This window comes from Fulverythrobacter fulvus (assembly GCF_037154085.1).
In the GTDB taxonomy this organism is placed as follows: Bacteria; Pseudomonadota; Alphaproteobacteria; order Sphingomonadales; family Sphingomonadaceae; genus Andeanibacterium; species Andeanibacterium fulvum.
Genome location: NZ_JBANRM010000005.1, coordinates 126,013 through 152,820 on the forward strand (window position 1 = coordinate 126,013; position 26,808 = coordinate 152,820).

28 protein-coding genes are annotated in these 26,808 nt (G+C 64.4%); 14 read left to right on the plus strand and 14 right to left on the minus strand.

All coding sequences use genetic code 11. The annotated features are described in order from the left end of the window. The first annotated feature begins 257 nt into the window (after nucleotides 1–257). Together WFP36_RS14450 and WFP36_RS14455 are read left to right on the plus strand one after the other, a co-directional pair. Nucleotides 258–1,337, plus strand: a complete 1,080-nt coding sequence (locus WFP36_RS14450; RefSeq protein WP_336981453.1) for an OmpA family protein — start codon at nucleotides 258–260, stop codon at nucleotides 1,335–1,337. Between the two features lie 138 nt (nucleotides 1,338–1,475). Beyond that, on the plus strand, nucleotides 1,476–1,952 hold the full coding sequence (locus WFP36_RS14455) for a lysozyme (RefSeq protein ID WP_336981455.1): 477 nt from the start codon (nucleotides 1,476–1,478) through the stop codon (nucleotides 1,950–1,952). On the opposite strand, the gene WFP36_RS14460 is transcribed toward WFP36_RS14455, so the two are convergent. Together WFP36_RS14460 and WFP36_RS14465 are read right to left on the minus strand one after the other, a co-directional pair. Beyond that, nucleotides 1,940–2,842, minus strand: a complete 903-nt coding sequence (locus WFP36_RS14460; protein WP_336981457.1) for an arginyltransferase — start codon at nucleotides 2,840–2,842, stop codon at nucleotides 1,940–1,942. The genes WFP36_RS14455 and WFP36_RS14460 overlap by 13 nt on opposite strands. A gap of 172 nt (nucleotides 2,843–3,014) precedes the next feature. Next, the gene (locus tag WFP36_RS14465; RefSeq protein ID WP_336981459.1) at nucleotides 3,015–4,268 is read right to left on the minus strand and encodes a threonine ammonia-lyase; all 1,254 of its coding nucleotides are present in this window, start codon (nucleotides 4,266–4,268) and stop codon (nucleotides 3,015–3,017) included. A gap of 82 nt (nucleotides 4,269–4,350) precedes the next feature. Here WFP36_RS14465 and WFP36_RS14470 point away from each other — a divergent pair, with 82 nt between their 5' ends. Then, nucleotides 4,351–5,286: an NAD(P)-dependent oxidoreductase gene (locus WFP36_RS14470; protein ID WP_336981775.1), complete on the plus strand. Its 936-nt coding sequence runs from the start codon at nucleotides 4,351–4,353 to the stop codon at nucleotides 5,284–5,286. Next, nucleotides 5,283–7,025, plus strand: a complete 1,743-nt coding sequence (locus tag WFP36_RS14475) for an amidohydrolase (protein WP_336981461.1) — start codon at nucleotides 5,283–5,285, stop codon at nucleotides 7,023–7,025. Before WFP36_RS14470 ends, WFP36_RS14475 begins: the two co-directional genes overlap by 4 nt. 95 nt (nucleotides 7,026–7,120) lie before the next feature. On the opposite strand, the gene tatC is transcribed toward WFP36_RS14475, so the two are convergent. From tatC to WFP36_RS14520, 9 genes are all read right to left on the minus strand, one after another. Next, complete coding sequence (gene tatC / locus WFP36_RS14480; protein WP_336981463.1) at nucleotides 7,121–7,957, minus strand: twin-arginine translocase subunit TatC; 837 nt, start codon at nucleotides 7,955–7,957, stop codon at nucleotides 7,121–7,123. Nucleotides 7,958–7,960: 3 nt separating this feature from the next. After that, nucleotides 7,961–8,365, minus strand: a complete 405-nt coding sequence (tatB, locus tag WFP36_RS14485; RefSeq protein WP_336981465.1) for a Sec-independent protein translocase protein TatB — start codon at nucleotides 8,363–8,365, stop codon at nucleotides 7,961–7,963. A gap of 31 nt (nucleotides 8,366–8,396) precedes the next feature. Continuing rightward, nucleotides 8,397–8,630, minus strand: a complete 234-nt coding sequence (tatA, locus tag WFP36_RS14490; protein ID WP_336981466.1) for a twin-arginine translocase TatA/TatE family subunit — start codon at nucleotides 8,628–8,630, stop codon at nucleotides 8,397–8,399. A 33-nt stretch (nucleotides 8,631–8,663) separates the two neighbouring features. After that, nucleotides 8,664–9,356, minus strand: coding sequence for an SMC-Scp complex subunit ScpB (scpB, locus tag WFP36_RS14495; RefSeq protein ID WP_336981468.1), 693 nt, complete (start codon nucleotides 9,354–9,356; stop codon nucleotides 8,664–8,666). After that, complete coding sequence (locus WFP36_RS14500; RefSeq protein ID WP_336981470.1) at nucleotides 9,353–10,171, minus strand: segregation and condensation protein A; 819 nt, start codon at nucleotides 10,169–10,171, stop codon at nucleotides 9,353–9,355. Before WFP36_RS14500 ends, scpB begins: the two co-directional genes overlap by 4 nt. Continuing rightward, on the minus strand, nucleotides 10,168–11,187 hold the full coding sequence (gene nagZ, locus WFP36_RS14505; protein WP_336981472.1) for a beta-N-acetylhexosaminidase: 1,020 nt from the start codon (nucleotides 11,185–11,187) through the stop codon (nucleotides 10,168–10,170). Before nagZ ends, WFP36_RS14500 begins: the two co-directional genes overlap by 4 nt. 109 nt (nucleotides 11,188–11,296) lie before the next feature. Beyond that, complete coding sequence (locus WFP36_RS14510) at nucleotides 11,297–11,998, minus strand: SPOR domain-containing protein (protein ID WP_336981474.1); 702 nt, start codon at nucleotides 11,996–11,998, stop codon at nucleotides 11,297–11,299. Between the two features lie 3 nt (nucleotides 11,999–12,001). Then, nucleotides 12,002–13,747 (minus strand): arginine--tRNA ligase, encoded by a 1,746-nt coding sequence (gene argS, locus WFP36_RS14515; protein ID WP_336981476.1) that lies wholly within the window; start codon nucleotides 13,745–13,747, stop codon nucleotides 12,002–12,004. 117 nt (nucleotides 13,748–13,864) lie between these two features. Further along, nucleotides 13,865–14,527, minus strand: coding sequence for a hypothetical protein (locus WFP36_RS14520; protein ID WP_336981478.1), 663 nt, complete (start codon nucleotides 14,525–14,527; stop codon nucleotides 13,865–13,867). Nucleotides 14,528–14,604: 77 nt separating this feature from the next. Here WFP36_RS14520 and ispH point away from each other — a divergent pair, with 77 nt between their 5' ends. The 3 genes from ispH to rnhA are packed head-to-tail and all read left to right on the plus strand — an operon-like array spanning nucleotide 14,605 to nucleotide 17,053. Continuing rightward, on the plus strand, nucleotides 14,605–15,579 hold the full coding sequence (ispH, locus tag WFP36_RS14525; RefSeq protein ID WP_336981480.1) for a 4-hydroxy-3-methylbut-2-enyl diphosphate reductase: 975 nt from the start codon (nucleotides 14,605–14,607) through the stop codon (nucleotides 15,577–15,579). 21 nt (nucleotides 15,580–15,600) lie between these two features. After that, nucleotides 15,601–16,602 (plus strand): homoserine kinase, encoded by a 1,002-nt coding sequence (gene thrB / locus WFP36_RS14530; RefSeq protein WP_336981481.1) that lies wholly within the window; start codon nucleotides 15,601–15,603, stop codon nucleotides 16,600–16,602. Nucleotides 16,603–16,612: 10 nt separating this feature from the next. Continuing rightward, complete coding sequence (rnhA, locus tag WFP36_RS14535) at nucleotides 16,613–17,053, plus strand: ribonuclease HI (RefSeq protein ID WP_336981483.1); 441 nt, start codon at nucleotides 16,613–16,615, stop codon at nucleotides 17,051–17,053. A 21-nt stretch (nucleotides 17,054–17,074) separates the two neighbouring features. Here rnhA and WFP36_RS14540 read toward each other — a convergent pair whose 3' ends face one another. The 3 genes from WFP36_RS14540 to WFP36_RS14550 all read right to left on the minus strand — a co-directional run bounded on the left by WFP36_RS14540 (nucleotide 17,075) and on the right by WFP36_RS14550 (nucleotide 19,353). Then, on the minus strand, nucleotides 17,075–17,251 hold the full coding sequence (locus WFP36_RS14540; RefSeq protein WP_336981485.1) for a YegP family protein: 177 nt from the start codon (nucleotides 17,249–17,251) through the stop codon (nucleotides 17,075–17,077). Nucleotides 17,252–17,326: 75 nt separating this feature from the next. Then, nucleotides 17,327–18,433 carry an NAD(P)/FAD-dependent oxidoreductase gene (locus tag WFP36_RS14545; RefSeq protein WP_336981487.1) on the minus strand — a complete coding sequence of 369 codons (1,107 nt, stop codon included), beginning with the start codon at nucleotides 18,431–18,433 and terminating at the stop codon, nucleotides 17,327–17,329. After that, the gene (locus WFP36_RS14550; RefSeq protein WP_336981489.1) at nucleotides 18,430–19,353 is read right to left on the minus strand and encodes an alpha/beta hydrolase; all 924 of its coding nucleotides are present in this window, start codon (nucleotides 19,351–19,353) and stop codon (nucleotides 18,430–18,432) included. The genes WFP36_RS14545 and WFP36_RS14550 overlap by 4 nt, the downstream gene beginning before the upstream one ends. A gap of 141 nt (nucleotides 19,354–19,494) precedes the next feature. On the opposite strand from WFP36_RS14550, the gene WFP36_RS14555 reads away from it, so the two are divergent. From WFP36_RS14555 to WFP36_RS14585, 7 genes are all read left to right on the plus strand, one after another. Beyond that, nucleotides 19,495–19,989 carry an A24 family peptidase gene (locus WFP36_RS14555; RefSeq protein ID WP_336981491.1) on the plus strand — a complete coding sequence of 165 codons (495 nt, stop codon included), beginning with the start codon at nucleotides 19,495–19,497 and terminating at the stop codon, nucleotides 19,987–19,989. A 74-nt stretch (nucleotides 19,990–20,063) separates the two neighbouring features. Then, on the plus strand, nucleotides 20,064–21,110 hold the full coding sequence (cpaB, locus tag WFP36_RS14560) for a Flp pilus assembly protein CpaB (RefSeq protein ID WP_336981493.1): 1,047 nt from the start codon (nucleotides 20,064–20,066) through the stop codon (nucleotides 21,108–21,110). A 49-nt stretch (nucleotides 21,111–21,159) separates the two neighbouring features. After that, the gene (locus WFP36_RS14565; RefSeq protein ID WP_336981495.1) at nucleotides 21,160–22,692 is read left to right on the plus strand and encodes a type II and III secretion system protein family protein; all 1,533 of its coding nucleotides are present in this window, start codon (nucleotides 21,160–21,162) and stop codon (nucleotides 22,690–22,692) included. A 26-nt stretch (nucleotides 22,693–22,718) separates the two neighbouring features. Further along, the gene (locus WFP36_RS14570; protein WP_336981497.1) at nucleotides 22,719–23,363 is read left to right on the plus strand and encodes a CpaD family pilus assembly protein; all 645 of its coding nucleotides are present in this window, start codon (nucleotides 22,719–22,721) and stop codon (nucleotides 23,361–23,363) included. A 2-nt stretch (nucleotides 23,364–23,365) separates the two neighbouring features. After that, entirely contained in the window at nucleotides 23,366–24,658 is a 1,293-nt protein-coding gene (locus WFP36_RS14575) for a pilus assembly protein CpaE (RefSeq protein WP_336981498.1), read from the plus strand. 75 nt (nucleotides 24,659–24,733) lie between these two features. Further along, on the plus strand, nucleotides 24,734–25,705 hold the full coding sequence (locus WFP36_RS14580) for a type II secretion system F family protein (protein ID WP_336981500.1): 972 nt from the start codon (nucleotides 24,734–24,736) through the stop codon (nucleotides 25,703–25,705). 16 nt (nucleotides 25,706–25,721) lie between these two features. Next, nucleotides 25,722–26,732, plus strand: a complete 1,011-nt coding sequence (locus WFP36_RS14585) for a type II secretion system F family protein (RefSeq protein WP_336981502.1) — start codon at nucleotides 25,722–25,724, stop codon at nucleotides 26,730–26,732. Nucleotides 26,733–26,808 lie beyond the last annotated feature (76 nt).

Genomic DNA, 26,808 nt, shown 5'->3' on the forward strand with positions numbered 1-26,808 from the left:
TTTGCAGCCAATTCGGGCACGAGGATGGCAAAAGCCGATTCTGTTCGCATGTGCAACAGGGACCATGCCTTCCAACTGTGCAAAGCTGCCGGACCGTGTCCTCAAGGCGTCACTTCGACAGGGGAATGGGGAAATGATGGCGGAAGTCTGCATCGCGGGCATGTAGGAGCGAATTTCGCAGTCGCAACACCTAGCAGATTGCGAATTAACCCTTTTGCTGGCATCTGGGCGAAATCCTGCAGGGGGAGTGACGAACAATGGTCAAGAAATCACTCGGACTTGGCGTGGCCTTGATTGCCATCGCCACCGCAACACCGGCCCTTGCCCGCGATGGGCAAATCTACGCTGGCGTCGATGCCGGCATGGTCATTCCAAACGATGCCGTCTTCTCCGGCGACCAGGATACGGTCGATGGAGACTATGCCGCCGGCTTCGATCTGGGTGGCTTCGTGGGCTACGATTTCGGCGTGATCCGTGTTGAAGGCGAAGTCGCCTACAAGGACATGGATGCCGATGAAACCTCGGGCGGCGATTTCGGCGCCGACGGCAACATCAATGTGCTGACCGGCATGGTCAACGGGCTGTTCGAACTGGGCGACGGCCAGGTTTCCGCCTTTGCCGGCGGCGGCGTGGGCTATGCCTCGGTCAATCTCGATGCGGACAATACCGTCCCCTATCTCGACGATCAGGCAAGCGGATTTGCCTGGCAGCTGCTGACCGGCATGCGCTTCCGCGTGTCGAAGAACATCGATCTGGGCATCAAGTACCGCATGCTGCAGGTCGAGGATCTGAGCTTCGTCGACGGTGACGAGGACGAGCTGAGCGGCAAGCTGCGCACCCATTCGCTGATGGGCGGCATCACGGTGAATTTCGGCCCTTCGGAACCGCCGATCCCGGCACCGCCGCCGCCCCCGCCGCGGCCGCCGCTGCCGGTTCTGGCACCGCCGCCGCCCCCTCCTCCGCCGCCCCCTCCGCCGCCGCCGGTGTGCCAGAAGGGGCCCTATATCGTGTTCTTCGACTGGGATCAGGCGACGATCACGCCCGAAGCGGCGACAGTGCTGGATACGGCCGTGATGGCCTATGGCGCCTGCACCAATGTGCCGATCATGCTGGCCGGCTATGCCGACCGTTCGGGTAGCGATGCCTACAATGTCGGCCTGTCGGAACGCCGCAACCAGGCGGTTCGCAGCTATCTGGTGGGCCACGGCATTCCGGTCGGCGCAATCGCCACGCATGCTTTCGGCGAAAGCAATCCCCGCGTGCCGACTGCCGATGGCGTGCGCGAATTGCAGAACCGCCGCGTGGAAATCACTTACGGCCCCGGTTCGGGCCGCTAAGCCTTCCAGGCAGCACAAATTTCACGAAAGGCCCGGGGGGAAACCTCCGGGCCTTTTGTTTCGCCTGCCGCCCAAAAACCATTTTCCTACAGCCCAATTCGTTCTCTATCTGTTCAGTCCGACTCACCGGAGGACAGCATGGAACCGCTCACTCGCCCTCGCACAATCGGCCCCCAGGGCATCGCCCTGATCCAGCGTTTCGAAGGCTGCGCGCGCCAGCGCGGCGACGGATTGTACGAAGCCTATCCCGATCCCGGCACGGGCGGCGATCCATGGACCATCGGCTGGGGCGCGACCGGCAGGAATATCGGCCCGGACACGGTGTGGACGCGCGATGAATGCGATGCGCGACTGAAGGCGGACCTTGCCCGCTATGCCGCTGCGGTAGATCGCGCACTGGGCGATGCGTCGACATTTCAGCACCAGTTCGATGCGCTCGTCAGCTTCCACTACAATACCGGGGCCATTGGTCGCGCCACGCTGACACGCAAACACGCAGCAGGCGATTTCGCGGGTGCGGCGCAGGAATTTACGCGCTGGAACCGTGCAGGCGGCAGGGTACTGAAAGGGCTGACTCGCCGCAGGGAGGCGGAAGCTCTTCTCTACGCGTCCTGACCGATCGCGGCGGCGGCAGCGTGAGCCAGTTCGTCCTCGCTCAGGACATATTGTTCCTGCCCGCCGGGCGTGCCGTCCTTGCCACTGCCGCCCAGCGGAATGGCGCGGCGCCGGTGGCCGGAAGCGGCAGTGGCAGCGATCAGGCGCTCCTGCTGCTCAGCACCCATCCGTTCCCAGCCGTCGGGCGTCAGCTGTTCGAGCGGGCGATAGCGAACCTTGTACTGCATCCGCTCCGACCCTTCGACCCAATAGCCGAGATAGACGAAGGGCAGCCCGCTTTCCGCAGCACGGCGGATATGATCGAGGATGATGTAGTTCCCCAGCCCCGAGCGTCCGGAATCGTCAGGCTCGTAAAAGCTGTAGATCATCGAATAGCCATCGCTCTGCCGGTCGGTCAGGCACGCGCCGACCAGCCGGCCAGGCTCCCCGTCCTCGCGCCGCTCGCGATATTCCACGATCACGCTGGTGACGGGAGTGTGTTCCACCATGTCGGCGAAATCCACCTCGTCCATTGCAGCCATGCCGCCGCCGGGATGGCGCACGCCGAGATAGCGACGCAGCAATTCATATTGTTCGTTGGTCGCCCAGGGCCGGCACTCGATCGCCACCAGATCAGCATTGCGCTTCAGATTGCGCTTCTGGGTGCTGGATGCCTTGAACTCGAATGCGGCGACGCGCACCGAAACGCAGGCCCGGCAATTGCTGCAGCTGGGGCGATAGGCCACTGTCTGGCTGCGGCGGAAACCGATGCGGCCCAGCGCTTCGTTCAACCCATCGGCATTGGGGCCCTTGAGTTCGGTAAACACCTTCCGCTCCGTCCGGCCCGGCAGATAGGGGCACGGCGCGGGACTGGTCACGAAGAAGCGGGGAAAGCGAACCGGTGCGGTCACAGGGCTGCGCAGCCTTCCTGAAGAGTTGTGCCAATGGACTTGTCGCGGGGACTATGCCCCGGAGACTCGTCCATTAAAACAACCTTAACCACGATTCGTGCTTAACGCAGGGGATTTTTGCACAATCCCGCGCCAGCCACGCGCGGCACGCGCGCGGCTGACCCGAAATCGGTCAGTTGAGTTCGACTTCGCTAACCTGATAGCCCTTGGCCCGGAGCGCTTCGATCAGAGAGACCAGTTGCTCGCGGTCGCGCGCCTCGCATTCGATGTCGGTCACCAGCCCCTTGGCGGGCAGGTTGGTGAAGATGCGCTGGTGGTAGATTTCCAGGATGTTCACGTGATGCGCATCGAATTCGTGCATCACCTTGTAGAGCGCGCCGGGGCGATCCTGCAGGAAGATGCGCAGCCGCGCGAGGCGGCCCGAACGGGCAAGATCGCGCAGCAGCACATTGGCCAGCAGGCGCGTGTCGATATTGCCGCCCGACAGCACCAGCCCGACATTGCGGCCCTTGAACTTCTCGGGATGGGCCAGCACGGCGGCGAGCCCGGCAGCACCGGCGCCTTCCACCACGGTCTTCTCGATCTGCAGCAGCAGCGCCAGTGCGCGCTCCAGCATTTCCTCGTCGACCAGCACGATCTCGTCCACCAGCCGTTCCAGCACCTGCGCAGTGAAAGTGCCCGGCACCTTCACTGCAATGCCTTCGGCCAGCGTATCCCCGCCGCTCGGCAGATCCTTGCCGTTGAGCCTGGAATACATCGACGGGTAAAGCTGCGGCTGCACGCCATAGAGCTTGATGTCGGGATTGAGCGCCTTGGCGACCGTCCCGATGCCGGAAAGCAGGCCGCCGCCGCCGATGGGCACGACCAGCGTATCGATCTCCGGCGCGTCGGCCAGCATTTCCAGCCCGACAGTGCCCTGCCCGGCAGCGACATCCGGATCGTCGAACGGATGGACGAAAGTCAGGCCCAGCTGCTTTTCCATGCTGCGGGCATATTCATAGGCTTCGTCGTAATTCTCGCCTTCGAGCACGACCTTGCCGCCGACCTGTTCGGTCTGGATCACTTTCACCATCGGCGTGGTGCGCGGCATCACGATGGTGACGGGCACGCCCAGGCGGGTGCCGTGATAGGAAAGCCCCTGCGAATGATTGCCGGCCGAAGCCGCGATCACGCCGCGATCGCGCTGTTCCTGCGTCAGCAGCAGCAGCTTGTTGAGCGCGCCGCGTTCCTTGTAGGCGGCCGTGAATTGCAGGTTCTCGAACTTCAGCCAGATATTGGCGCCGGTAATCTGCGAAAGGGTCTTGCTATGCGTAGTGGGGGTACGCACGACCGAACCTTCGATCCGCTTCGCAGCGGCCCGAACATCGTCGATCGTCAGCAGCGCAGTCGCGCTCGCTTGCTTATCCAGTGCAGTAGTCTCGGTCATAGTGTGCGGCCCGTAACGGAAAACCGTGCATTTGGGAAACAGACAATCGCATCCGCACCACCTAGGCAGAGTGGGCATTTGCATTGCAACCCAACTCGCTGCACAGGACAGACCGATGACCGAGAAGACTAAGATCGCATTCCTTGGCCTTGGGGTTATGGGCGGGCCGATGGCCGGCCACCTCGCCCGCGCCGGATATGACGTCACCATTTACAACCGCACGCTTGCCCGAGCGGAAGCGCGCAAGGCGCTGCTGGCCGAAGAAGGGCTCTCCGTAAGGGTTGCCGCCACTCCGGCCGAGGCGGCTGCGGGGCAGGACGTGGTCATCACCTGCGTGGGCAACGATGCCGATCTGGAACAGGTCGTGCTGGGCGATGAAGGCGCGCTGGCGGCCATGGCGCCGGGCTCGCTCTATATCGATCACACCACCGTTTCCGCCGACATCGCCCGCCGCATCGCGGCAGAGGCCGGTGCGCGCGGCGTTCTGGCAGTGGACGCCCCCGTTTCCGGCGGGCAGGCAGGCGCGGAGAGCGGCAAGCTCTCGATCATGTGCGGCGGCACGGACGAGGCTGTGACGGCGGCCACTCCGGTGATGGAAGCCTATGCCGCGCGCATCGTGCATGTCGGCGGCCCCGGTGCCGGGCAGGTGACCAAGATGGTCAACCAGATCTGCATCGCGGGCGTGCTGCAGGGCGTTTCCGAAGCGGTGCGTTTCGCGCAGGCGGCCGAACTCGACATGGACAAGGTGCTGGAAGCCGTATCCGGCGGCGCGGCGCAGAGCTGGCAGATGGTCAATCGCTGGAAGACCATGGCGGCGGGCGAATTCGATTTCGGCTTCGCCATCGACTGGATGCGCAAGGACCTCGCCATCGCCATGGCCGAGGGCGAGCAATTGGGGGTTCAGCTGCCCGTGACCAGTCTGATCGACAGCTATTATGCGGAGGTTCAGGCCATGGGCGGCGGAAGGCAGGATACCAGCGCGCTGATCCGGCGCCTTCCGGAGGTCGGCAGCAAATGATCGCACGCGTGGCGGCCGCGCTGGCGGCATGTGTCCTCGCGGCGTCCCCCGCCGCGGCCGACACGCTGGTCGACAACATCAATGGCATCTCCGTGTCGCGCGATGGCACGGTGACCCAGTTCGGCGGCATGATAATCCGCGATGACGGGGTGATCCGCCAGATCCTGAAGCGCGGGGAACAACCGCTTACCCCCTATCAGTATCATTTCGACGGGCAGGGCAAGACGGTCGTCCCCGGCATGATCGATGCCCATCTCCACCTGATGGATGTCGGCTTTCAGGCGCTGACGCTGGACCTGTCCGAAGCCGCCTCCCTTGCCGAAGCCCAGGCGAAGATCGCCGCCTATGCCGCCAAGTTCCCCAACCGGGCGTGGATCATCGGCACGGGGTGGAATCAGGAGAAATGGGGCCTCGGCCGCTTCCCGACCGCCGCCGAACTCGACGCGGCCGTGGCGGATCGCCCCGTCTGGCTCAGCCGGGTGGATGGCCATGCCGGCTGGGCCAACAGCAAGGCGCTGCAGATGGCAGGCGTCACGGCCAAGACGGCCGACCCCGAAGGCGGCCGGATCATTCGCACCGCGCCCACGCGCAATCCGGCGGGCGTTCTGGTAGACAATGCGCAGAAGCTGATCGACGCCAAAGTTCCCAAGCCGCGCCCGGAAGACCGCGACCTGGCCTTCCTCACCGCGCAAGACATGCTGATCCGCCAGGGCGTGACGGCCGTGGCCGATATGGGCATCTCCATCGACGACTGGCAATCCTATCGCCGTGCGGGCGACAGCGGCCAGCTGCGCATCCGCATCATGGCCTATGCCGGCAGCGTGGAGGACATGGCCTTGATCGGCGGCCCCGGCCCCACGCCCTGGCTCTATGACGACCGGCTGCGACTGAACGGGATCAAGCTGTATCTCGATGGCGCGCTGGGATCGCGCGGGGCGTGGCTCAAGGCGCCCTATGCCGACGATCCGGGCAATAGCGGCCTGCAGCTGCTCAACCCCACGCAATTGCGCAACATCATGAGCCGCGCGGCGCTCGACAAGTTCCAGGTGGCGATCCACGCGATCGGCGATGCCGCCAATGCCGAAGCCCTGAGTGCGATCGACGAAATGACCGATACCTATACGGGCGACCGGCGGTGGCGCATCGAACATGCGCAAGTGGTCGATCCGGCGGACTTCGCCCGCTTTGCCGAGGAAGGCGCGATTGCCTCCATGCAGCCGACGCACCAGACGAGCGACCGCCTGATGGCCGAGGCACGGCTGGGGCCGGACCGGCTGGCGGGCGCCTATGCCTGGCGCTCCATGCTCGATGCCAAGGTGCCGCTGGCCTTCGGCTCGGACGCGCCTGTGGAACTGCCCCGCCCCTTCGAAGGCATTGCGGCAGCGGTGACGCGGGAGGACAAGGATGGCCAGCCCTTCGGCGGATGGCAGCCGCAGCAGGTCATCGGCCGGGAACAGGCGCTTGCAGCCTATACGGCGGGCGCAGCCTATGCCGGCTTTGCCGACGGGCGCTTCGGCCAGCTGACCGAAGGCGAGCGGGCGGACTTTCTGGTGGTGGATCAGGACCCGTTCCTGACCAGCACGCAGGACCTGCGCAACACCAAGGTGCTGCAGGTATGGATCAACGGCACGCAGGTGTTCGACGCCGCAACCGCCGCCCCGCTGGAGATCAAGCAGGACGAGGCAATGAAGAGCTTCGATCTGGGGGAGACAAGCTCCTCGACGGAAGAAGGACGGTAAGGTTCCAGTTCTTCTCCGGATCGACCGGCGGTTCATTGGGAAAGATAGATCCTGAAACAAGTTCAGGATGACGGCAGGGGTCCGGCGAGAGACCGTCAGCCTTCCTTCGCTGCCTGAGCCGCCGCTTCCGCAGCAGCCTCGGCGGCTTCCGCTGCTTCCTCCGCCGCCTTTTCCTTCGCCCGCTTGCGTTCCGAGAACATCATCAGCAGCAGCGATGCCTCGAACAGCACCAGCAGTGGCGCGGCCAGCATCAGCTGCGAAGCCACATCGGGCGGCGTGATGAGCGCCGCGATAATGAAGATGATCACGATCACATAGCGCCGCGCGCCCACCAGCTGCGCACGCGTAACCAGCCCCGCCGTATTGAGCAGGAGCAGCAGCACCGGCAGCAGGAAGCTGATCCCGAATGCCAGGATGAAACGCATCACCAGATCGAGATAATCGCCCATCGCGGGCAGGGCTTCCTGATCCAGCCCGCCCGCCGTGCCTTCAAAGCCCAGGAACCATTTGAAGGCCGTGGGCATGACCACATAATAGGCAAGCGAGGCCCCGGCGAGGAACAGGATCGGAGTGGCGAAGAGGAAGGGCAGGAACGCCTTCTTTTCCTTCGCATAGAGGCCCGGGGCAACGAAGGCCCAGAGCTGGTTGGCGATCACCGGGAAGCTGATGAAGAAGGCGGCGAACAGGGCCACCTTGATCTCCACGAAGAAGGCTTCGTAGAGCTTCGTATAGACCAGCCTGCCCTGCCCAGCCGGGAAGGCATTGGTCAGCGGGACCACGAGGAACCCGAAGATGTCGCGCGCAAAATAGAGGCACACGCCGAAGGCCACCAGCAGCGCGGCGACGCAGCGCACCAGGCGCGCGCGCAATTCGATCAAATGATCGAGCAGCGGCGCCTGTGAATCGTCGATTTCGCGGATCTTGAACACCATGGCTCAGTTCTTTTCGGGGTCGGCCGGTGCGGGCGGAGTTGCAGGTGCGGCATCGTCGGCGACGCGTGCCTCGGCCGAAGCGGGCGGCGGAGCGTCTACCGGTGCGTCAGGAACAGGCGGCAACGGCACCATTTCGGCGCCCCCGCCATTGGCGGCATTGGGCTGTTCCGCATCGGGGTGCTGTTCCATCACCCGGCGGTTCTGCTCCTGCCACTTCTTCTCCATTTCCTCCAGTTCGGCCTCGCGGATCATGGTCTCGACCCCGGCTCGAAAGTGGTTGGAAACGCGCCGGATCTTGCCGATCCAGCGGCCGGCTGTCCTCAGCGCGGCGGGCAAATCCTTGGGGCCGATGACGAGTATCGCCACGACCACGATGACCAGCAGCTCTTGCGCGCCGATATCGAACATTGTCCTAGCAGGGGCGAACCCCCGTCCTCATTCAGCTGGAGGTCGAATTGTCGGGCGACTTCGCCTCGGCAGCATCGGCCTGACCATTTCTGGCGGCATCGATCCGGGCCGAAGGCGCAGCGGGCGTGTCATCATCGTTCAGGCCCTTGCGAAAGCTTTTCACGCCCTTGCCGAAATCGCCCATCATTTCGGAAATCCGGCCACGGCCGAACAGCACGAGGATGACGAGCGCGATTATCAGGATCTGGAACGGCCCGATATTCATTATTGGCAACTCCGATGTCTACCGCGCGGTCCCTTAGCCCAGTTCGCCGGGCTTATCCAGCATTGCAGCGTCATCCGGGTCAGTCCGATCAGTTTCCAGGGCCGGTTCAGCCTCTTCCCGTGCTTCGCGCTCCTCCCCGCTTGTCATAAGTGCATCATATGCATCGTCGACCGGGTCGAGCAGACCCGCCGCGCGCAACTCGTCGATGCCCGGCAAGTCGCGCCGCGACTCGAGCGAGAAGTGGCTCAGGAACTCCGGCGTGGTGGCATAGATCACCGGGCGGCCGGGCACTTCACGCCGCCCCGCCACGCGCACCCAACCCGCTTCCATAAGCACGTCCAGCGTGCCGCTGCTGGTCTGCACTCCGCGGATCGCCTCGATCTCGGCGCGGCTGACAGGCTCGTGATAGGCGACGATCGCCAGCACTTCGGTTGCCGCGCGGGAAAGGCGGCGGGCGTGTTCCCGCTCGCGGCGCAGCAGATGGGCCAGATCGGGCGCGGTCTGGAACTGCCAGCGCTTGCCCCGCTCCACCAGCCGGATGCCGCGCCGGGCATAATGGGCTTCCAGTTCCTTCAGCGCTTCGCGTACGTCGGCCCCGCCGAGATGGGCGGAAATGGCATCCATGCTCAGCGCCTCTTCCGCCGCGAACAGGGTCGCCTCCACTGCGCGCACCAGATCGTCCGCTTCCGGGCGGGTTCCGGCTTCGGGTGGCAATTCCTCGCTCATGCCTTGATCCGCCTGAGATGCATGGGGCCGAAAATCTCTTCCTGCCGGATTTCCGCCTTGCCCAGCCGCGCCAGTTCCAGCGCGGCGACGAAGCTGGAGGCAAGGGCCGAACGTTGCAGCTTTTTGTCCGGCCCACCGGGCAGGAATTCGCGCAGTTCCATCCAGTCCAGCGTGACGCCCAGCATGGCGGAGACCCGGTCGAGCGCCGAATCCAGCGTCATCACCATGCGATCACGCACCATGTGCACTGCCGGCTGGGTACGGGCCTTTACCTGGCCATAGGCCTGGATCAGGTCGAACCAGTCGCATTGCCACAAATTCTTGCGGTCGACCCGGAGCCCCTCCGGCGCGCCGCGCAGGAACACATCCCGCCCGATCCGGTCGCGCGCCATCAGCCGGGCGGCCGCCTCGCGCATCGCGCCCAGCCGCTGCAGGCGCAATTGCAGGCGCAGGGCCAGTTCTTCGGGGCTGGGATCTTCCTGCTCGTCCTTGGGCAGCAGCATAGCGGATTTGAGATAGGCGAGCCATGCGGCCATCACGAGATAATCGGCGGCCAGTTCCAGCTTCAGTGCCTCGGCCCGCTCGATATAGGCGATATATTGGTCGACCAGGGCGAGGATCGAGATGCTCTTGAGATCGACCTTCTGCCGCCTTGCCAGATCGAGCAGCAGATCGAGCGGCCCTTCCCACCCATCGAGTTCGAGATAGAGCGCCTCTTCCTCGTTCGATGTGCCCTGATTTGAAGGGAACTCCCAGGCATCGTCCTGCGGCAGGGGCGGGATGTCAGCTTCGAGGGGGAGTTCCTCCTCGCTCATGCCGGCTCCCCGGCCAGGGCGAGAAGTGCGTCCCTCTTGGCGAGCAACGCGGCCTGCTCGGGGCCGTTCTGCCCCCCTTCGGCGGCGTTGAGCGCGTGATCGAGCCGCGTCGCCGTCACCTCGTTCATGGCGGGCAAGGTGCTCGCAATGCCCACCATGTCATCCATTTTCGCCCAGCAATTCAATGCCAGGTCGCAGCCCGCGGCAATCGCCCGGGCAGCGCGTTCCGGGACGGAGCCAGTCAGCGCCTCCATGTCGAGATCGTCGGTCAGCAGCAGCCCGCCAAAGCCGATCCGCTTGCGGATGATCTCGCCCACCACGAAGGGGGAAAGCGTCCCGGCATTCTCATCGTCCCAGGCGCGGTAACGGATATGCGCCGTCATCCCCACCGGCGTATCGGCCAGAGCGCGGAACGGGGCGAGATCGATCTCCAGTTCCTCTTCGCTCGCTTCCACCACCGGCAGGGCCTTGTGGCTGTCCGCCATGGCGCGGCCGTGGCCGGGCATATGCTTGATGCAGCCCGCCACACCGGCGCCGGCGAGCCCCTGAAGCACCGCCTTGCCAAGCGCAGCTACGCGCATCGGCTCGCTGCCCAGCGCCCGGTCTCCGATCACGTCATGCGCACCGGGCTGACGGACATCGAGCGAGGGATGGCAATCGACGGTGATGCCCACTTCGGCCAGATCGATCCCCAGTGCCTGCGCATTGGACCGTGCCGCTTCGATCGCGCTGGCGGGCGCAAGATCGTAGAGCCGGTCGAACACTTCACCGGGCGGGAAGGCCAGCCAGTGCGGCGGCTTCATCCGCGCGACCCGCCCACCTTCCTGGTCGATGCAGATGAACAGCCGTTCCCGACCGTGGATTTCCCGCAAGCTATCGGTCAGCGCGCGCAACTGTTCGCGGCTTTCGACATTGCGGCCGAACAGGATGTAGCCCGCCGGATCGCAGTCGCGGAAAAACGCCCGCTCATCGGCGGTCAGCCGCAGTCCGGAAAGGCCGAAGATCGCTGGCGTCATGGGCAAAGAGGCTCGCAGCTATGCGCCGTTTCCGCAAGCGGGGCGCGCGCACGGATGTGGAAATTCACTTTGGGAGGTCCTCGGGGTACGTCCCCGGTGAGAGAGCGTCTTACGGCTTCACCTGGCAAGCACCACCCGACGCCTTGAGGCTGTTGCACAGCGCATTGGCTCCAGCCACATCGCCTGCCACCGCCTGCAGGCGATAGACCTTGCCGATATCGGCCTGCCCTTCGACCACGCGGTGACTGACGCCGTGCAGCACCTCATATTTCGTCGCCAGCTTCTGCCAGCCCTGCTCCGCGCTCTCGCGCGAGGAATAGGCGCCGACCTGCACGCCGACGCCGCCCTTCGCGCTATCCGAAATGGGCGAGGCAGCCTTGGTGTCGATGCTGGGACGCGGCAGGTCTTCCTCCGCCAGCTTGGCTTCGCGGGTCTTGCCCTCGGCCACGGCGAAGCTGGTATCGCCAGTGCCGGCAAAGGTCTTGCCGCCGGGATCTTCGGGCTTGCTCTTGTAGGGGCCTTCGGGCGCCTCGATCGTGCTGCCATCTGCCATCAGCGTCGGATCGGAGCGTTCGCGCGTGAACCACCAGATCGCACCCACAATCAGCGCAACGGCAAGCAGGCCGATGACCGCAAGGGCAGCGATGCGGGCGGTATCCACACCCTCATCCTCGTAATCGTCGTCGCTTTCGAGCCAGGGCAGCTGGTCTTCGCCATCTTCCAGCGCAAGCCGGCCTGCCGGCGCGGCACTTGCCCCGCCCTGGCCGCCCCACGGTTCGTTATCATCGCCGTACTGATCGCCGATCGCCATGTCTTACAGCTCCTCGACGGCCTCCACGCCCAGCAGGCTGAGGCCGTTCTTCACAACCTGCCCGATTTGCTGGCCGAGGAAAAGCCTCGCCCCGGTCAGTTCGGGCTGATCCGTAAGAATGAAGCGCTTGGAAGGATCGTCATTGCCCAGGTTCCAATAGGCATGGAACGCGGCGGCGAGATCGTAGAGGAAGAAGGCAATGCGGTGCGGCTCGCGCGCGACGGCCGCAGCTTCCACCATGCGGGGGAACTGCGCGGCATGCTTAACCAAGGCCAGCTCTTCCGCGCCAAGCAGGTCGATATGCGCATTCGACGGCGAGAGCCCCTCGGCCTCGGCCTTGCGCAAGGTCGAGCGGATACGTGCATGGGCATATTGCACGTAGAAGACCGGGTTGTCCTTGCTGGCTTCGACCACCTTGTCGAAGTCGAAGTCCATCTGCGCGTCGGGCTTGCGAGTGAGCATGGTGAAACGCACCACGTCCTTGCCGACCATTTCGACCACATCCGCCAGCGTCACGAAGGTGCCCGCCCGCTTGCTCATCTTGAACGGCTGGCCGCCCTTCAGGAGCTGGACCATCTGCACCAGCTTGACCTCGAACGGCGTGGGTTCGCCATCCGCGCCGGTCATGGCGGCAACGGCGGCCTTGATGCGCTTCACCGTACCGGCATGGTCAGCGCCCCAGATATCGACCAGCGCGTCGGCTTCCTGCGCCTTCTGGTAGTGATAGGCCAGGTCCGCGCCGAAATAGGTCCAGGTGCCGTCGCTCTTCTTGATCGGGCGGTCCTGATCGTCGCCGAACTGGGTCGACTTGAACAGCGGCAGTTCGACCGGCTCCCAATCCTCGGGCGTCTTGCCCTTGGGCGCTTCGAGCACGCCGTCATAAACGAGGCCCTTGGAGCGCAGCCACGCCTCGGCCTCATCCGGCTTGCCCGAAGCCTGCAATTCGGCCTCGGACGAGAACACTTCATGGACGATACCGAGCCGGGCAAGGTCGGCGCGGATCATGTCCATCATCGCCGCAACCGCCTTTTCACGGAACAGCGCAAGCCATTCCGCTTCCGGCGCCTTGGCGTATCTGTCGCCGAATTCGCTGGCCAGCGCCTGACCGACCGGGACCAGATAGTCGCCCGGATAAAGGCCCGCGGGGATTTCCCCGACATCTTCGCCCAATGCCTCGCGGTAGCGGATATGCACCGAGCGGGCGAGGACCTGCACCTGCGCTCCCGCGTCATTCACGTAATATTCGCGCGTCACCTTGTGACCGGCGAATTCGAGCAGTGTCGCCAGAGCATCGCCGACGACCGCACCGCGGCAGTGGCCCATATGCATCGGCCCGGTGGGGTTGGCCGAAACATATTCGACATTCACCGTCTTGCCGCCGCCCATGGTGGAACGGCCATAATCGCCGCCCAGCGCGGCAATGGCGCGCAGTTCGTCGAGCCATGCCGCATCGGACACGCGCAGATTGATGAAGCCCGGCCCGGCGATCTCGGTGGAGGTCACTTCCGGCAGCGCTTCCAGCCTTGCCGTGATCTCGCCCGCCAGCGCACGCGGATTGGTTCCGGCGGGCTTGGCCAGCACCATCGCGGCATTGGTGGCCAGATCGCCATGCGAGGGATCGCGCGGCGGCTCCACCGTCACGTTGGCGCGCGACAGGCCGGCGGGCAACGCCCCGTCCTGTTCGAGCGCGTCGAGGACATCTGCGAGATGGGCCGCAAAGGCGGCATGGATCGTCTTGGTTGCGGACATGGTTCTGGCCGTTAGCCTGTTTGCTGAATGGGGAAAAGCGCCCAGCCGCCATAAGGCGGCCGGATCGCGCGCGGGGCCTCGCGGCCCGTCAGGCTCTCCCTCACCGGGAGAGCCGGTTCATCGGGTAGCGTTATAGGCCAGCTGCGCTTCGGAAAGCTGGAAGCCGACCAGCAACTCGAAATTGGCGCGGGCCAGCGCATCGCGCACTTCAGGCAGCGTCAGCGGATCGACCGCGGCGTCTTCCTGACCGGCGCGGCGCTTGCGGCCGATCTTCTCGACGATGTCCTGCGGCAGGGTCGCTTCCGCGCGATCGACATAGGCGCCGGCCACACCGGTGGCCTGGGCACGTTCCTGCCCATCTGCGAACTGGATGGTCACAGTCCCCACGCGCTTGGAAACCACGGCGCTGCCGCCGCGCAGCACGGTGGAGAAATAGGGAATCTGCACCGTGCGTGCGCCATTCGTATTGGCGCGGCGTGCCAGTACGTCGAACTTGGCGGTGGCGTAGACCCGATCGCCGGAAGAATCATCGCAGGTGCTGCGCACATTGGTCATCACCGCGACCACGTCGATCGCATCGGCGGTGCGGGCTGCACCATTGAACAGGGTGATATCGCCGGTGTAATCGGGAATACCGACTGCCGGGCAGACGCCGCGCAGCGCGGTCACGCCCACGCCTTCGTCAACTACGATCTGGCCCTTCCCATGGCACCCTGTGAGCGCCGCTGCGCAGGCGGCCAGAGCCGCAATCCTGAAAATCCGGCGATGGCGAGCGGTCATGCAATGTCCTCAAGGCGAAGCTGTCGGCGCAGCCCTAGCCCTTTCGCCGCGCAGCGACAACCGCTAGAGCGACCCAGATGAACGCTCCCTTTCCAAAATCCCATCGCCCGGAAACGCTTATGCCCCTGATCCTGCTTATTGCGGCACCACGCGGTTTTTGCGCCGGCGTGGACCGCGCGATCGAAATCGTCGAGCGCGCGCTCGCCCGTTACGGCGCCCCGGTCTATGTCAGGCACGAGATCGTGCATAACCGCTATGTGGTGGAAGGGCTGAAGGCCAAGGGCGCGGTGTTCGTGGAAGAACTGGACGAAGTGCCTGACGGGGTCCCGGTGGTGTTCAGTGCCCATGGTGTGCCCAAATCCGTGCCGGAAGCTGCGACAGAACGCGGCCTCAACTGGCTGGACGCCACCTGTCCGCTGGTGAGCAAGGTGCACCGCCAGGCGGAGCGTCAGCTGGAAGCTGGGCGTCATATCGTGTTCGTCGGTCATCGGGGCCATCCCGAGGTGATCGGCACTTTCGGCCAGGTACCCGAAGGCGCGATGACGCTGGTGGAGACGGTGGAGGACGTCGCCACGCTCGACCTGCCGGAAGATGCGCCGCTGGCCTTCCTTACCCAGACCACCCTGTCGGTGGACGACACCGCCGGCATCGTCGAAGCCCTGCGGGCACGCTTCCCGCATATCGTCGGCCCGAAGGCGGAAGACATCTGCTATGCCACGTCCAACCGCCAGGCAGCAGTGAAGGCCATCGCCCCGCAATCCGATCTGGTGCTGGTGATCGGCGCGCCCAACAGCTCCAACTCATTGCGCCTGGTGGAAGTGGCCGAGCGCTTCGGCACCCCTGCCCGCCTGATCCAGCGGGCGAGCGAAATCGATCCTGACTGGCTGAAGGGAGTGACCACGCTGGGCCTTACGGCCGGTGCCTCCGCACCGGAGAAGCTGGTCCGTGAAGTTGTCGACACCCTTTCGCAATGGCGCGAGGTGGAGGAACACACGCTTGTGACTGCGGAAGAGAAGATGATCTTCAAGCTTCCCCGCCAGCTGGCCGACTGAGCCGGACGGGGGGACAGGCAAGTGGCAGTCTATACGCATCTCGGCGCAGAGGATCTCGCCGCGCTGATCGCGCATTACGACGTGGGCGAACTGGTTTCGGCCAAGGGTATCGCGGAAGGCGTTTCCAACTCCAACTGGCTGGTCGAGACAACCGGACGGGAAGGTTACGGCGCGCGCTTTATCCTCACCATGTATGAACGGCGGATCGAACTGGCCGACCTGCCCTTCTTCCTTGGCCTGCTCGATCATCTCGCCGAACATGACTGCCCCGTGCCGCGCACCATCCATGACCGCGACGGCGCTGCCTTCCGGATGCTGGACGACAAGGCAGTGGCGCTGATCGAATTCCTGCCCGGAGTTTCGATTGACCATCCGGAGGCCGAACAGGCCTATTCGGTGGGCCGCGCGCTTGCTCGCATTCACCTGGCTTCCGCCGATTTCGCGATGGAACGGGCGAACGACCTGAGCCTTGCCGGCTGGGAGAAACTCGCCGAGGTCTGCGGCGAGGAGGGGCTGGCACAGATCGATCCGGTGCTTGCCACGATGGTGAGCGAGGAACTCGAATTCCTGCGCGAAAACTGGCCCAAGAGCCTGCCCCGTTCGGTGATCCATGCCGATCTCTTTCCCGACAACGTGCTGATGATGGGCCATCAGGTCAGCGGGCTGATCGACTTCTATTTCGCCTGCTGCGACATCACTGCCTACGATCTTGCCGTAACCCATGCGGCCTGGTGTTTCGATGCCGAAGGGCGCGGGTTCCGGCCCGAGATCGGCACCGCGCTGATGGAAGGCTATGAAAGCGTGCGTCCGCTCTCGCAGGAAGAGCGTGCCGCGCTGGACGTGCTGGCGCGTGGCGCTTCGTTACGCTTCCTGCTGACCCGCGCCGAAGACTGGCTGCATACGCCGGCCGACGCGCTGGTGACGCGCAAGGACCCGATGGCCTTTGCCCGCCGCCTTGCCTTCTATGCCGATCGCGGCGCGGCCGCCTTTGCCGTCCATCCTCACCCCGAACGCCTGCCTTGAGTACTTGCGCGTGACGAAGGTCGAGATTTTCACCGATGGCGCCTGCAAGGGCAATCCCGGCCCCGGCGGCTGGGGCGCCCTGCTGCGCATGGGGCAGCATGAAAAAGAGCTTTCCGGCTCCGAAGCGCATACCACCAATAATCGCATGGAAATGATGGCAGTCATCAGTGCGCTGAAGGCACTGACGCGCCCCTGCGAAGTGCGGCTTCATTCCGACAGCAAATATGTGATCGACGGCATCACCAAGTGGGTGCACGGCTGGAAGCGCAAGGGCTGGGTCAATGCCAGCAAGAAGCCGGTGCGCAATGCCGAATTATGGCACGACCTGATCGAGGCTTCCGCCCCGCATAAGATCGAATGGATCTGGGTGAAGGGCCATAACGGCCACCCCGAAAACGAGCGGGTGGACAAGCTGGCCAGCGATGCCGCCGAACGGGTGGCGAGGCGCTGACGCCTCGCCGGGATCGTCCGTTCAGCTATTATCCTCGACCGGCGCGTCGGGCCCGTTCTTCTTGATCGACTCGATAGCGCCCTGCGCGCCGGACTTGCTGGAATAGCCCTCGGTCGAGAACATCACTTCGGAATTGTATTTGAAGCGAACGCGGTATTCCCCGGCCTTGTCCTTATAGATCTCGAACTTGTGTGCCATGGGTCCAACTCCCTTTATTGCCCGGCTTCGAGCCGAGAGACAGCTTGCCCTGCACTGACGGTCTGACGCAAGCTCTCAGGAGAAGCGGCTCGCAAGATAGAGGTCTCGATCCAGCGAGGCAGTCAGTCCGTCCTCGGGCAGTCCAAGCAGGATCTGCGCGGCCAGGCGGGCTGCGGCGGGCGCGGTCTGGATACCGAAACCGCCCTGCCCGGCGAACCAGAAGAAGGCGGGATTGCGCGGGTCCGGGCCGTACACCGGCAGGCGATCGGGCGCGAAGCTCCGCAGGCCGGCCCATTTGTGCTCCACCCGCTCCACCTTCCAGTCCACCACCTGCTCGAACCGGTCGATGGCAATCGCCACGTCCAGTTCCTCTGGTGCGGCATCGCAAGGGATGCTGGGCGTCTCGTCATGCGGGCTGAGCCACAGGCGGCCGCTCTCAGGCTTGAAATAGAAGTTGCCGCCCAGATCGACCACCAGCGGCAGATTGTCCCGTGCGGCAGGCGAGGTGCGCATCTGCACCATGGTACGGCGCAAGGGCTGGATGCCCAGCGGACGAAGCCCGGCAAGCTGCGCGACCGGATCGGCCCAGGCGCCCGCGGCATTGGCGAGCACGCTGCAGCGGATCGTCGCCCCATCGGCGGTACGCAAGGTCCAGCCCCCGCCAGCACTCGCATCGAAGCTCGCCTCGACCAGCCCTGCGCGGCAACGCAGTTCCACCCCGGCTCGCTTTGCCTCGGCGAGATACCAGCCATGAACGCCGGCGACGTCGATATCCTTGCAGTCCGGCTCGTTGACGCCGTGGCGCCATTCAGGCTTCAGACCGGGAACGATCCGCTCGATCTCCGCGCGCCCCAGCCATTCCACTCTGACGCCGCCACGCTCGAAATCGGCGATGAAGGCCTCGATCTCGGCCTCCTGCCCAGCCCTCGCGATATTGAGCGAGCCGCGGTCGCCAAGGAAGCCGTGTTCCTCCAGCCATGGGCCCGAGGCGGTGGTCAGCGGCTGGACCAGCGGCCCGCCATAGGTTTCCGCCCAGAAGGCGGCTGAGCGCCCCGTGGCGTGGCGGCCCGGTGCATCTTCCGCCTCAAGCATGATGACGCGCGCATGAGGCGCCAGTTCGGCCGCAAGGCTCGCTCCGGCGATTCCCGCGCCGATAACTGCAATGTCGAATGTAGTGTTCAAGAGGACCTCTTCGTCCCCCGCGATGCGACAAGCGAGAGGAAGCCGTCAATCGCCTCAAGCGCAAGATTTCTTACCGCATCCACTTCGCGCAGCACTTCGTGATGCGCTTCCTCGCCGAACAGGAACAATTCCCCGCGCGGCAGGCGGCGAACCGCCTTCTCGATTGCAGAATAGGCCACCAGCTTGTCGTGATCGGTCGCGACGAAGAACACCGGCGTTTCCACGGCCTCGAGCATGCCGGGCTTTTCCAGCTTGCGCACGGAGGCATAGGCTCGTTCCACCCAGCCCCAGCTGCCCGGCCCCATGACCAGTTCCGGCCGATGCTGGCGCCACCACAGTTCGTCGCCATAGCGATCCGGATCATGCGTGAGCAGCATGTCCCGCCCTTCGGGAACCTCGCCTGGCTTCTCGCTCCATTTCCATGCCGGGCGACGGCGGTCGCCAAGGCCGGCCATCAAACGGGCGACACCATGCATCAGCCAGGTGGGCAGCCCCCAGGAATGAAAGCCCAACATGGGCGCGGAAAGCACTGCGGCGTCAGCGTCGATCGCTTTTTCCGCCAGTGCCCGCAGTACCAGATGCCCGCCCATCGAATGGCCGGCAATCACGTGCGGACCGGGCGTTTCCGCCACCCAGCGGCGCCAGAACCACGCAAGGTCCGCAACCCACACATCGAAGTCCGGCACATGGCCGGTCACTGCATCCGTGCCCAACCGGCCCGAGCCTGCCTGCCCGCGCCAGTCCGAAGCGGTGACACGCCAGCCCTGCTTCGACCAGTGATCCAGCGTTTCGAGATACTTCTCGTAGCAATCCCCTCGCCCGGGCAGGAACAGGATGGAACCCTGCGCACCGCCATCGGGCAGTGGCCAGTCGATCCGGCGGACGGGCCAGCCATCCTCGGCGTGCCAGAAACCCTCCACCGCGCTCGCGGGAATGGCTCGCCGATCAAAAGAACAGCTCTGCGCTTCGATTGCGTGGCTAATGTGAGCCTCCTGCCCGTGGTTACTTTTTGGTAAGCCCTTAAGAGTACCCGTGCCTTCTGAGACCATCAGGGGGCCTATATGGACGACGCTTCGATCCAGTACGGATTGCTTGCCGCCTTGGCAATTGCACTGCTTGTGGCAGCTTTTACCGACTTGCGTTCGCGTCAGATCGCGAACTGGCTGAACGCGGCCATCGCTCTGGGCGCTCCGCTCTTCTGGTGGGCCAGCGGGCTTTCGCTGTGGCCCGGCGTGGCGATCCAGCTGGGCGTTGCGGCGGCATGCTTTGCCATCCTTGCCGTGTTGTTCGCCCTGCGGGCGATGGGCGGCGGCGACGTGAAGCTGCTTACCGCACTCGCGCTGTGGATCCCGCCGACCCAGTTCCTGAGCCTGCTGATCGTCATGGCACTGGTGGGCGGCCTTCTGACTATCGTGTTCGGCGCGTGGCACATCGCCCGCCGCCAGCGCGACCGGCTGGCCGTGCCTTACGGGGTCGCAATCGCAATCGGGGGACTGTGGGTCCTTGCCGCGAATTACCTGCCCGCAGCCCACGCTGCAGGCGGGAATTTGGGGTGAACGGGATTTTAACCATTCTGGCCGAAGATCGGGTTTCTGAATTCCCGGCGGCCATTGAGGGGGCTTGACGCACCATGGACAGGAAGAAACTGGTACTGCTGCTGGGGGCACTGATCATCGCGATCGGTACGGCCATGGCGGCGCGTAGCATGTTCGCGGGCTCCTCTGCCCCTCAGGCCGCAGCCGCGCCTCAGGAGCCGGAAGGCCCCAAGGTGCTGGTGGCGCAGCGCGCGCTGCCGATTGGCACGATCATCACCGCCGATGCGGTTTCCTATCAGCTGTGGCCGAAGGAAATGGTTCAGGACGCCTACTTCATCGACGGCGAATCCGACATGAACACCCTTCTGGGCACTGTGGTGCGCCACCCGATCACTGCCGGTGAGCCGGTGACGCAGGGTTCGCTCGTCGCCCCCGGCGATCGTGGCTTCCTTGCCGCCGCTCTCGGCCCGGGCATGCGCGCCGTGACGGTTCCCGTCTCGGCCAAGACCGGCGTGGGCGGCTTCGTCTTCCCGGGCGACCGCGTCGACCTGGTGCTGACCCAGACCGTCAATGCCAAGGATGCCGGTGGCGGCGGCCAGCCGCTGAAGGCTGCCGAAACGATCCTGCGCAACATCCGCGTGCTGGCGACCGACCAGTCGACCGAAACCACGCACACGCCCGATGGCAAGACCGTGGTCCGCGATTTCCGCACCGTAACTCTGGAAGTCACGCCCAAGATCGCCGAAAAGGTCGCCGTCGCCCAGACGATCGGCACGCTCAGCCTCTCGCTGCGCTCCATCGCCGACAATCAGACCGACCTCGAGCGGGCAATTGCCTCGGGCGAAGTGAACGTGCCGGAAGGCGCTTCCAAGGCCGAAGAGGAAAAGATCCTGCGCACGGCGATGAGCCGCCCGCGCGACGGAGCCAGCAGCTTCGTGACCGGCGGCGATGTGTCGCGCTTCCAGCGCAGCTCCATGCCGCGCACCGAAGCCGCGCCGCCGCCCGCCGCCATGGCCTACAACAATACCGGCTTCAACTCCGGCAACTCCGGCTCGCGCAGCGCTCCGGCACCGGTCCGTACCGGCCCGGTAGTCAACGTCACGCGGGGCAAGAACACCGTCGCGGTTCCGGTCGGCAAGTAAAGCCATGACCACCGCGACAAGCGAGCGAATTCAATCGAGGGGCAAAATCATGAACCGCCGCCTTATCGCCACCATGCTGACTGCAGCCGTAGCCGCCATCCCGATGGCCACAGCGCCTTCGGGCGTGGCCTACGCCCAGTCCGTGATGCGGCCTTCCACCGACATCGTGCTTTCCGTGGGCCGTGGCCAGCTGGTCAGCGTGCCGGGCAACATGGCCGACATCTTCGTCGCCAATGAAGCGATTGCCGACGTCCAGGTGAAGTCGCAGCGCCAGCTCTACGTCTTCGGGCTCTCCGGCGGCGAAACGACAGTCTACGCCAGCAACGCTTCGGGCGATGTGGTGTGGGCGGCCAATATCCGCGTCGGTTCGAACATCGACAGCATCGATCAGATGCTGGCGCTGGCCATGCCCGATGCCAAGGTTTCGGTTGCCACCATGAGCAGCAACACCGTGCTGCTGACCGGCACCGTCGCCGCGCCCGAGGACGCGGCCGAGGCGGAGCGCCTGGTGAAGGCCTTCATGGGCGACAATGCCAATGTGGTGAGCCGCCTCAAGACGGCCACTCCGCTGCAGGTGAACCTGCAGGTGAAATTCGCCGAAGTCAGCCGTTCGCTGGTGCGTTCGCTCGGCACCCATCTCAATTCGATCGACGGGACGAGCGGGTTTAAGTTCGGCATCGGGCAAGGTCGGGGCCTGGGTTCGCAGTGGACGCCCGGTGGCCCACTGGTGACCGGTGGGTGGGAACCTTCCGACGGCTACACTGTCCTCGACAACGCCGAGAGCGGGACCAGCCTCGCCATGAATGGCAAGCTTCTGGGGCTCGACATTCTGGGTGCGCTTGACCTTGCCGAAAAGAATGGTCTCGTTACCACTCTTTCGCAGCCAAACCTGACGGCACTCTCGGGCGAAACGGCGGATTTCCTCGCCGGCGGCGAGTTTCCGATCCTGACGAGCCAGGGCTTGGGCACGACTTCGGTCGAATACAAGAAATACGGCGTCAGCCTGGCCTATACGCCTACCGTGCTTTCGAATGGCCGGATATCGATCCGAGTACGCCCGGAAGTATCCGAGCTTTCGAGCCAGGGCGCAGTGACGATGAACAACTTCACCGTCCCTGCTCTCACTGTGCGCCGCGCCGAGACGACTGTGGAACTCGGCTCCGGCCAGAGCTTCATGATCGCCGGCCTGCTGAGCAACAACGCGCAGAACTCGATCGACAAGGCCCCCGGCCTTGGCGACGTGCCGATCCTGGGCAATCTGTTCAAGTCGACCGAATTCCGCAAGGGTCAAACCGAGCTGGTGATCGTGGTCACGCCTTATCTGGTGAACCCGGTCGATGCGAATGACATCAAGCTGCCGACGGACGGCCTCCGTGCGCCGACTGCGATCCAGCAATTGCTGGGTAATCTCGAAAATGACGGTGTGACCGGCGGCGTTCGTCCCAAGCCGACCTCGGTGGGCGAAGGCGCAAGCGCGCCCAAGCTCGGCCTCGACGATTACGACGACAAGGATCGCCCGCGCAACGGCCAGGCCGAACGCCGCGCCGAAGCCGACGTCGTTCCCGGCTTCAGCCTCAAGTGAGAAAGGTGAACACAATGCTCATCCGCATGACCAAACCCGTCGCCACGGCACTGGCTCTCACTCTGGGGCTTTCCCTTACTGCTTGCGCCAGCGAGCCCACCAACCGCTCGCTCGATTCGATCAAGCAGCCGGTGGTCGAACGGTCGAACTACACTTTCGACGTCAGCGCCGGTTCGGGTGGTCTGACCATTTCCGAACAGCAACGCCTGAGCGAATGGTTCAAGGCCATGGAACTGGGCTATGGCGATCGCGTCTCTATCGACGATCCGCTTGCCAGCACCGCCACGCGCGAGAAGATCGCCGAAATCGCGGCACGTTATGGCATTCTGGTGAGCGATGGCGCACCGGTTACCGAAGGCGTGGTTACGCCCGGTATGGCCCGCATCGTCGTCACTCGTTCCAAGGCCTCGGTGCCGGGCTGCCCGGACTGGGGTGGCCGGTCGACCACGAATTTCAACAACGGCACCAATGACGGTTTCGGTTGCGCGGTAAACAGCAACCTTGCCTCGATGGTGGCCGATCCGGAACATCTGATCCACGGCGCCAAGGGCACCGGCGAAACGGTGATCATGACGTCGAACAAGGCGATCGCCACCTATCGCGAGAAGAAGCCGACCGGTCAGGGCGGCCTCACGACCAACTCCACCAGCAGCGGCAGCGGAGGTAATTGAGCATGAACGCGCCCTGGAAAGCCGGAACGCCCAACGGACGTGACCCCTTCGCAGCCTTCGTTTGCGACGAGACCGCGCTGGATGTCCTGCGCCCCGTCGTCATCGAAATGGGCTGGCAACCCGAGAAGTGCGCCAAGGGCGGCCTGCGCAATGCAGTCCAGTCGCTCTCGGTCACGGCGAGCCCGAACATCCTGATGGTCGACCTGTCGGAAAGCGGCGATCCGCTGAACGACATCAACGCGCTGGCCGAAGTCTGCGAACCGGGCACGGTGGTGATCGCCATCGGGCAGGTCAACGACGTGCGCCTCTATCGCGATCTGCTGGCCAGCGGCATTCACGACTACCTGCTCAAGCCGCTTTCGTCGGGGCAGGTGCGCGATGCGCTGGTTCAGGCGCAGGCGGTATTTTCGTCACCCAAGGCGAGCGATGCAAATGCGGCCAAGCGCCACATCTCGACCGCTGTCGTGGGGACGCGCGGCGGGGTCGGCGCATCGACGCTGGTAACCTCGCTGGCCTGGCTGTTCGCGACAGAGCACAAGATGCCGACCGCGCTGCTGGACCTCGATGTCCATTTCGGCACCGGCGCGCTGACGCTCGACCTCGAGCCCGGCCGCGGCCTGACCGATGCGATCGACAATCCCAGCCGCATCGACGGACTGTTCATCGAACGCGCGATGATCCGCGCGAATGACAATCTCTCGATCCTCTCGGCAGAAGCGCCGATCAACTCCCCACTGATCACCGACGGCTCTGCCTTCGTGCAGCTGGAAGAGGAATTCCGTCACGCTTTCGAGATGACGGTGATCGATCTTCCGCGGAACATGTTGATCAACTTTCCGCATCTGCTCGCTGATGTGAACGTCGTCGTCCTGGCGACCGAACTGACGCTGGCTTCGGCGCGCGATGCGATCCGCATTCTTTCCTGGCTGAAGTCGAACGCGCCGCACGCCACTCCGGTGATCGTCGCCAACAAGATGCAGCAGGGCCTGGTGGAAATCAGCAAGCCGGATTTCGAAGCCTCGATCGAACGCAAGATCGACTTCGCCATCCCCTACGACCAGCGCGCCGCGGTCAATGCCGCCAAGCTCGGCCAGACCTTCGTCGACGCCAACCGCTCCAGCAAGGCGGCAGCCGTGGTGCGGGACGTGGCCAATGCGGTGATCGGCATGGGCGCTGAAGAAGCCGCGCTGCAGCACCATGAGGCAGGCGTCAAATCGTCGCTGCTCGGCAAGTTCGACCTCAAGTCGCTGATTGCCAAGAAGGGCAGCAAGAGGGCTGCCGAAGCGGTCGAATAAGAACATCGACCGGGGGTGGCACATCTACGCCGCCCCCGCGTCGCTTGAAGCAGGTTAGGAAGGCAGAGCCAGGCAATGAACATTCTGCAGATCGGGCTGTTCGTCTTCGCCATCACCAGTGTGCTGGGGCTGATCTATGCTGCCTTCGCTGGCCCTTCGGCGGCGAAGGAAAGTGCCCGACGTCTCCAGTCGGTGCGGTATCGCCACTCGGAAAGCACAGTCGACAAGGTCGAATCCCAGCTCAAGAAGGCCATTGCCGCGCGCAAGCCCAAGATGCACCGCATCGCCGGGTCCAGTTCGCGTATCGAGGCCCTTGCACTGCGCCTGCATCGCAGCGGCAAGAGCTGGACCGTCACTCAATATATTTATACGTCGGTCGGCATTGCGCTGGCCCTGGCGGTGATCGTCTATCTGAAGAGCGGAGCCCTGCTGCTGTCGCTGGGCATCGGCCTGCTGATCGGCGCCGGCCTGCCGCACATGGCGGTGAACTACTTCATCAAGAAGCGCACCAATTCCTTCAACTCCAAATTCCCCGACGCGCTCGAACTGCTGGTGCGCGGCCTTCGCTCGGGCCTTCCGGTGACCGAGACGCTGACGGTCGTCGCGAGCGAAATTCCGGGCCCGGTGGGCGAGGAATTCCGCGCGATCGTGGACCGGATCAAGGTTGGTCGCTCCATGGAGGAAGCGCTCCAGGTCACGGCCGACCGCCTTGGCACGCCCGAATTCCAGTTTTTCTGCATCACACTGGCAATCCAGCGCGAGACCGGCGGCAATCTGGCCGAAACGCTCTCCAACCTGTCGGACGTGCTGCGCAAGCGCGCCCAGATGAAGCTGAAGATCAGGGCGATGAGCTCTGAATCCAAGGCTTCCGCCTATATCGTGGGCGCCCTGCCCTTTCTGGTCTTCGCGATGATCTACTGGGTCAATCCGAACTATCTGAACGACTTCTTCGTCGACGAGCGCCTGATGGTCGCGGGTATCGGCGGCTTTATCTGGATGGGTATCGGCGCGTTGATCATGGCCAAGATGGTCAGCTTCGAAATCTGATCGGGAGGAAAAGAACATGATCGGCACACCTCCCGGACCCACACTCCTCGGCGTTGACGTCATTGCCGTCGGCAGCATTCTGGCCGGCGTTGCCGCGCTCGCCGCGATGATGGCGGTCTATGCCGCTATCACCGTGCGCGATCCGATGGCCCGCAGGGTGAAAACGCTCAATGCCCGGCGCGAAGAACTGAAGGCAGGCATCGTCACTGCCACGGCCAAGAAGCGCCAGAGCCTCGTCCGCAAGACCGAGACGACCGACCGCATGAAGGACGCCCTGACGGGGATGAAGGTCCTTCAGGACAGCCAGGTGAAGCAGATCCAGCAGAAGCTGGCCCAGGCGGGTTACCGCAACAAGGAATGGGCTGTCGCGGTGATCTTCGCGCGCATGGTCCTTCCGATCGTGCTGGGCGTTATCGCGGTGGTGCTCGTTTATTGGAGCAACACTTTCCCCGAATGGGGCAGCTTCAAGCGCTTCATGGCCTTCGCCGTAATGGTGATCGCAGGCTACAAGGCGCCGGACCTGTTCCTGAGCAACAAGATCTCCAAGCGTTCGCATGCCATCCGCAAGGGCCTGCCCGATGCGCTGGACCTGCTGGTCATCTGCGCGGAAGCGGGCCTGACCGTGGACGCCGCCTTTGCCCGCGTGGCAAAGGAGCTTGGCCGCGCCTATCCGGAACTGGGCGACGAGTTCATGCTCGCTTCGATCGAGCTGTCCTTCCTCACCGAACGCAGGATGGCTTTCGAGAACCTCGCTTATCGTGTCGATCTCGATTCGGTGCGCGGCGTGGTGACGACCATGATCCAGACCGAGCGCTACGGTACGCCTCTGGCTTCCTCGCTGCGTGTCTTGTCGGCCGAATTCCGCAACGAGCGCATGATGCGCGCGGAAGAAAAGGCTGCGCGCCTGCCCGCCATCATGACAGTTCCGCTGATCCTGTTCATCCTGCCGGTGCTGTTCATCGTGATCCTCGGTCCGGCTACCTGTGCCATCGGCGACACTTTCGCCAATCGGCCCGGCGGCGGCTGATCCGGTCAGGCCAGCACAGCAAAGCGCCATCAAAAAGGCCCCTTCCCGCCAGGCGGGAGGGGGCCTTTCGCTATTT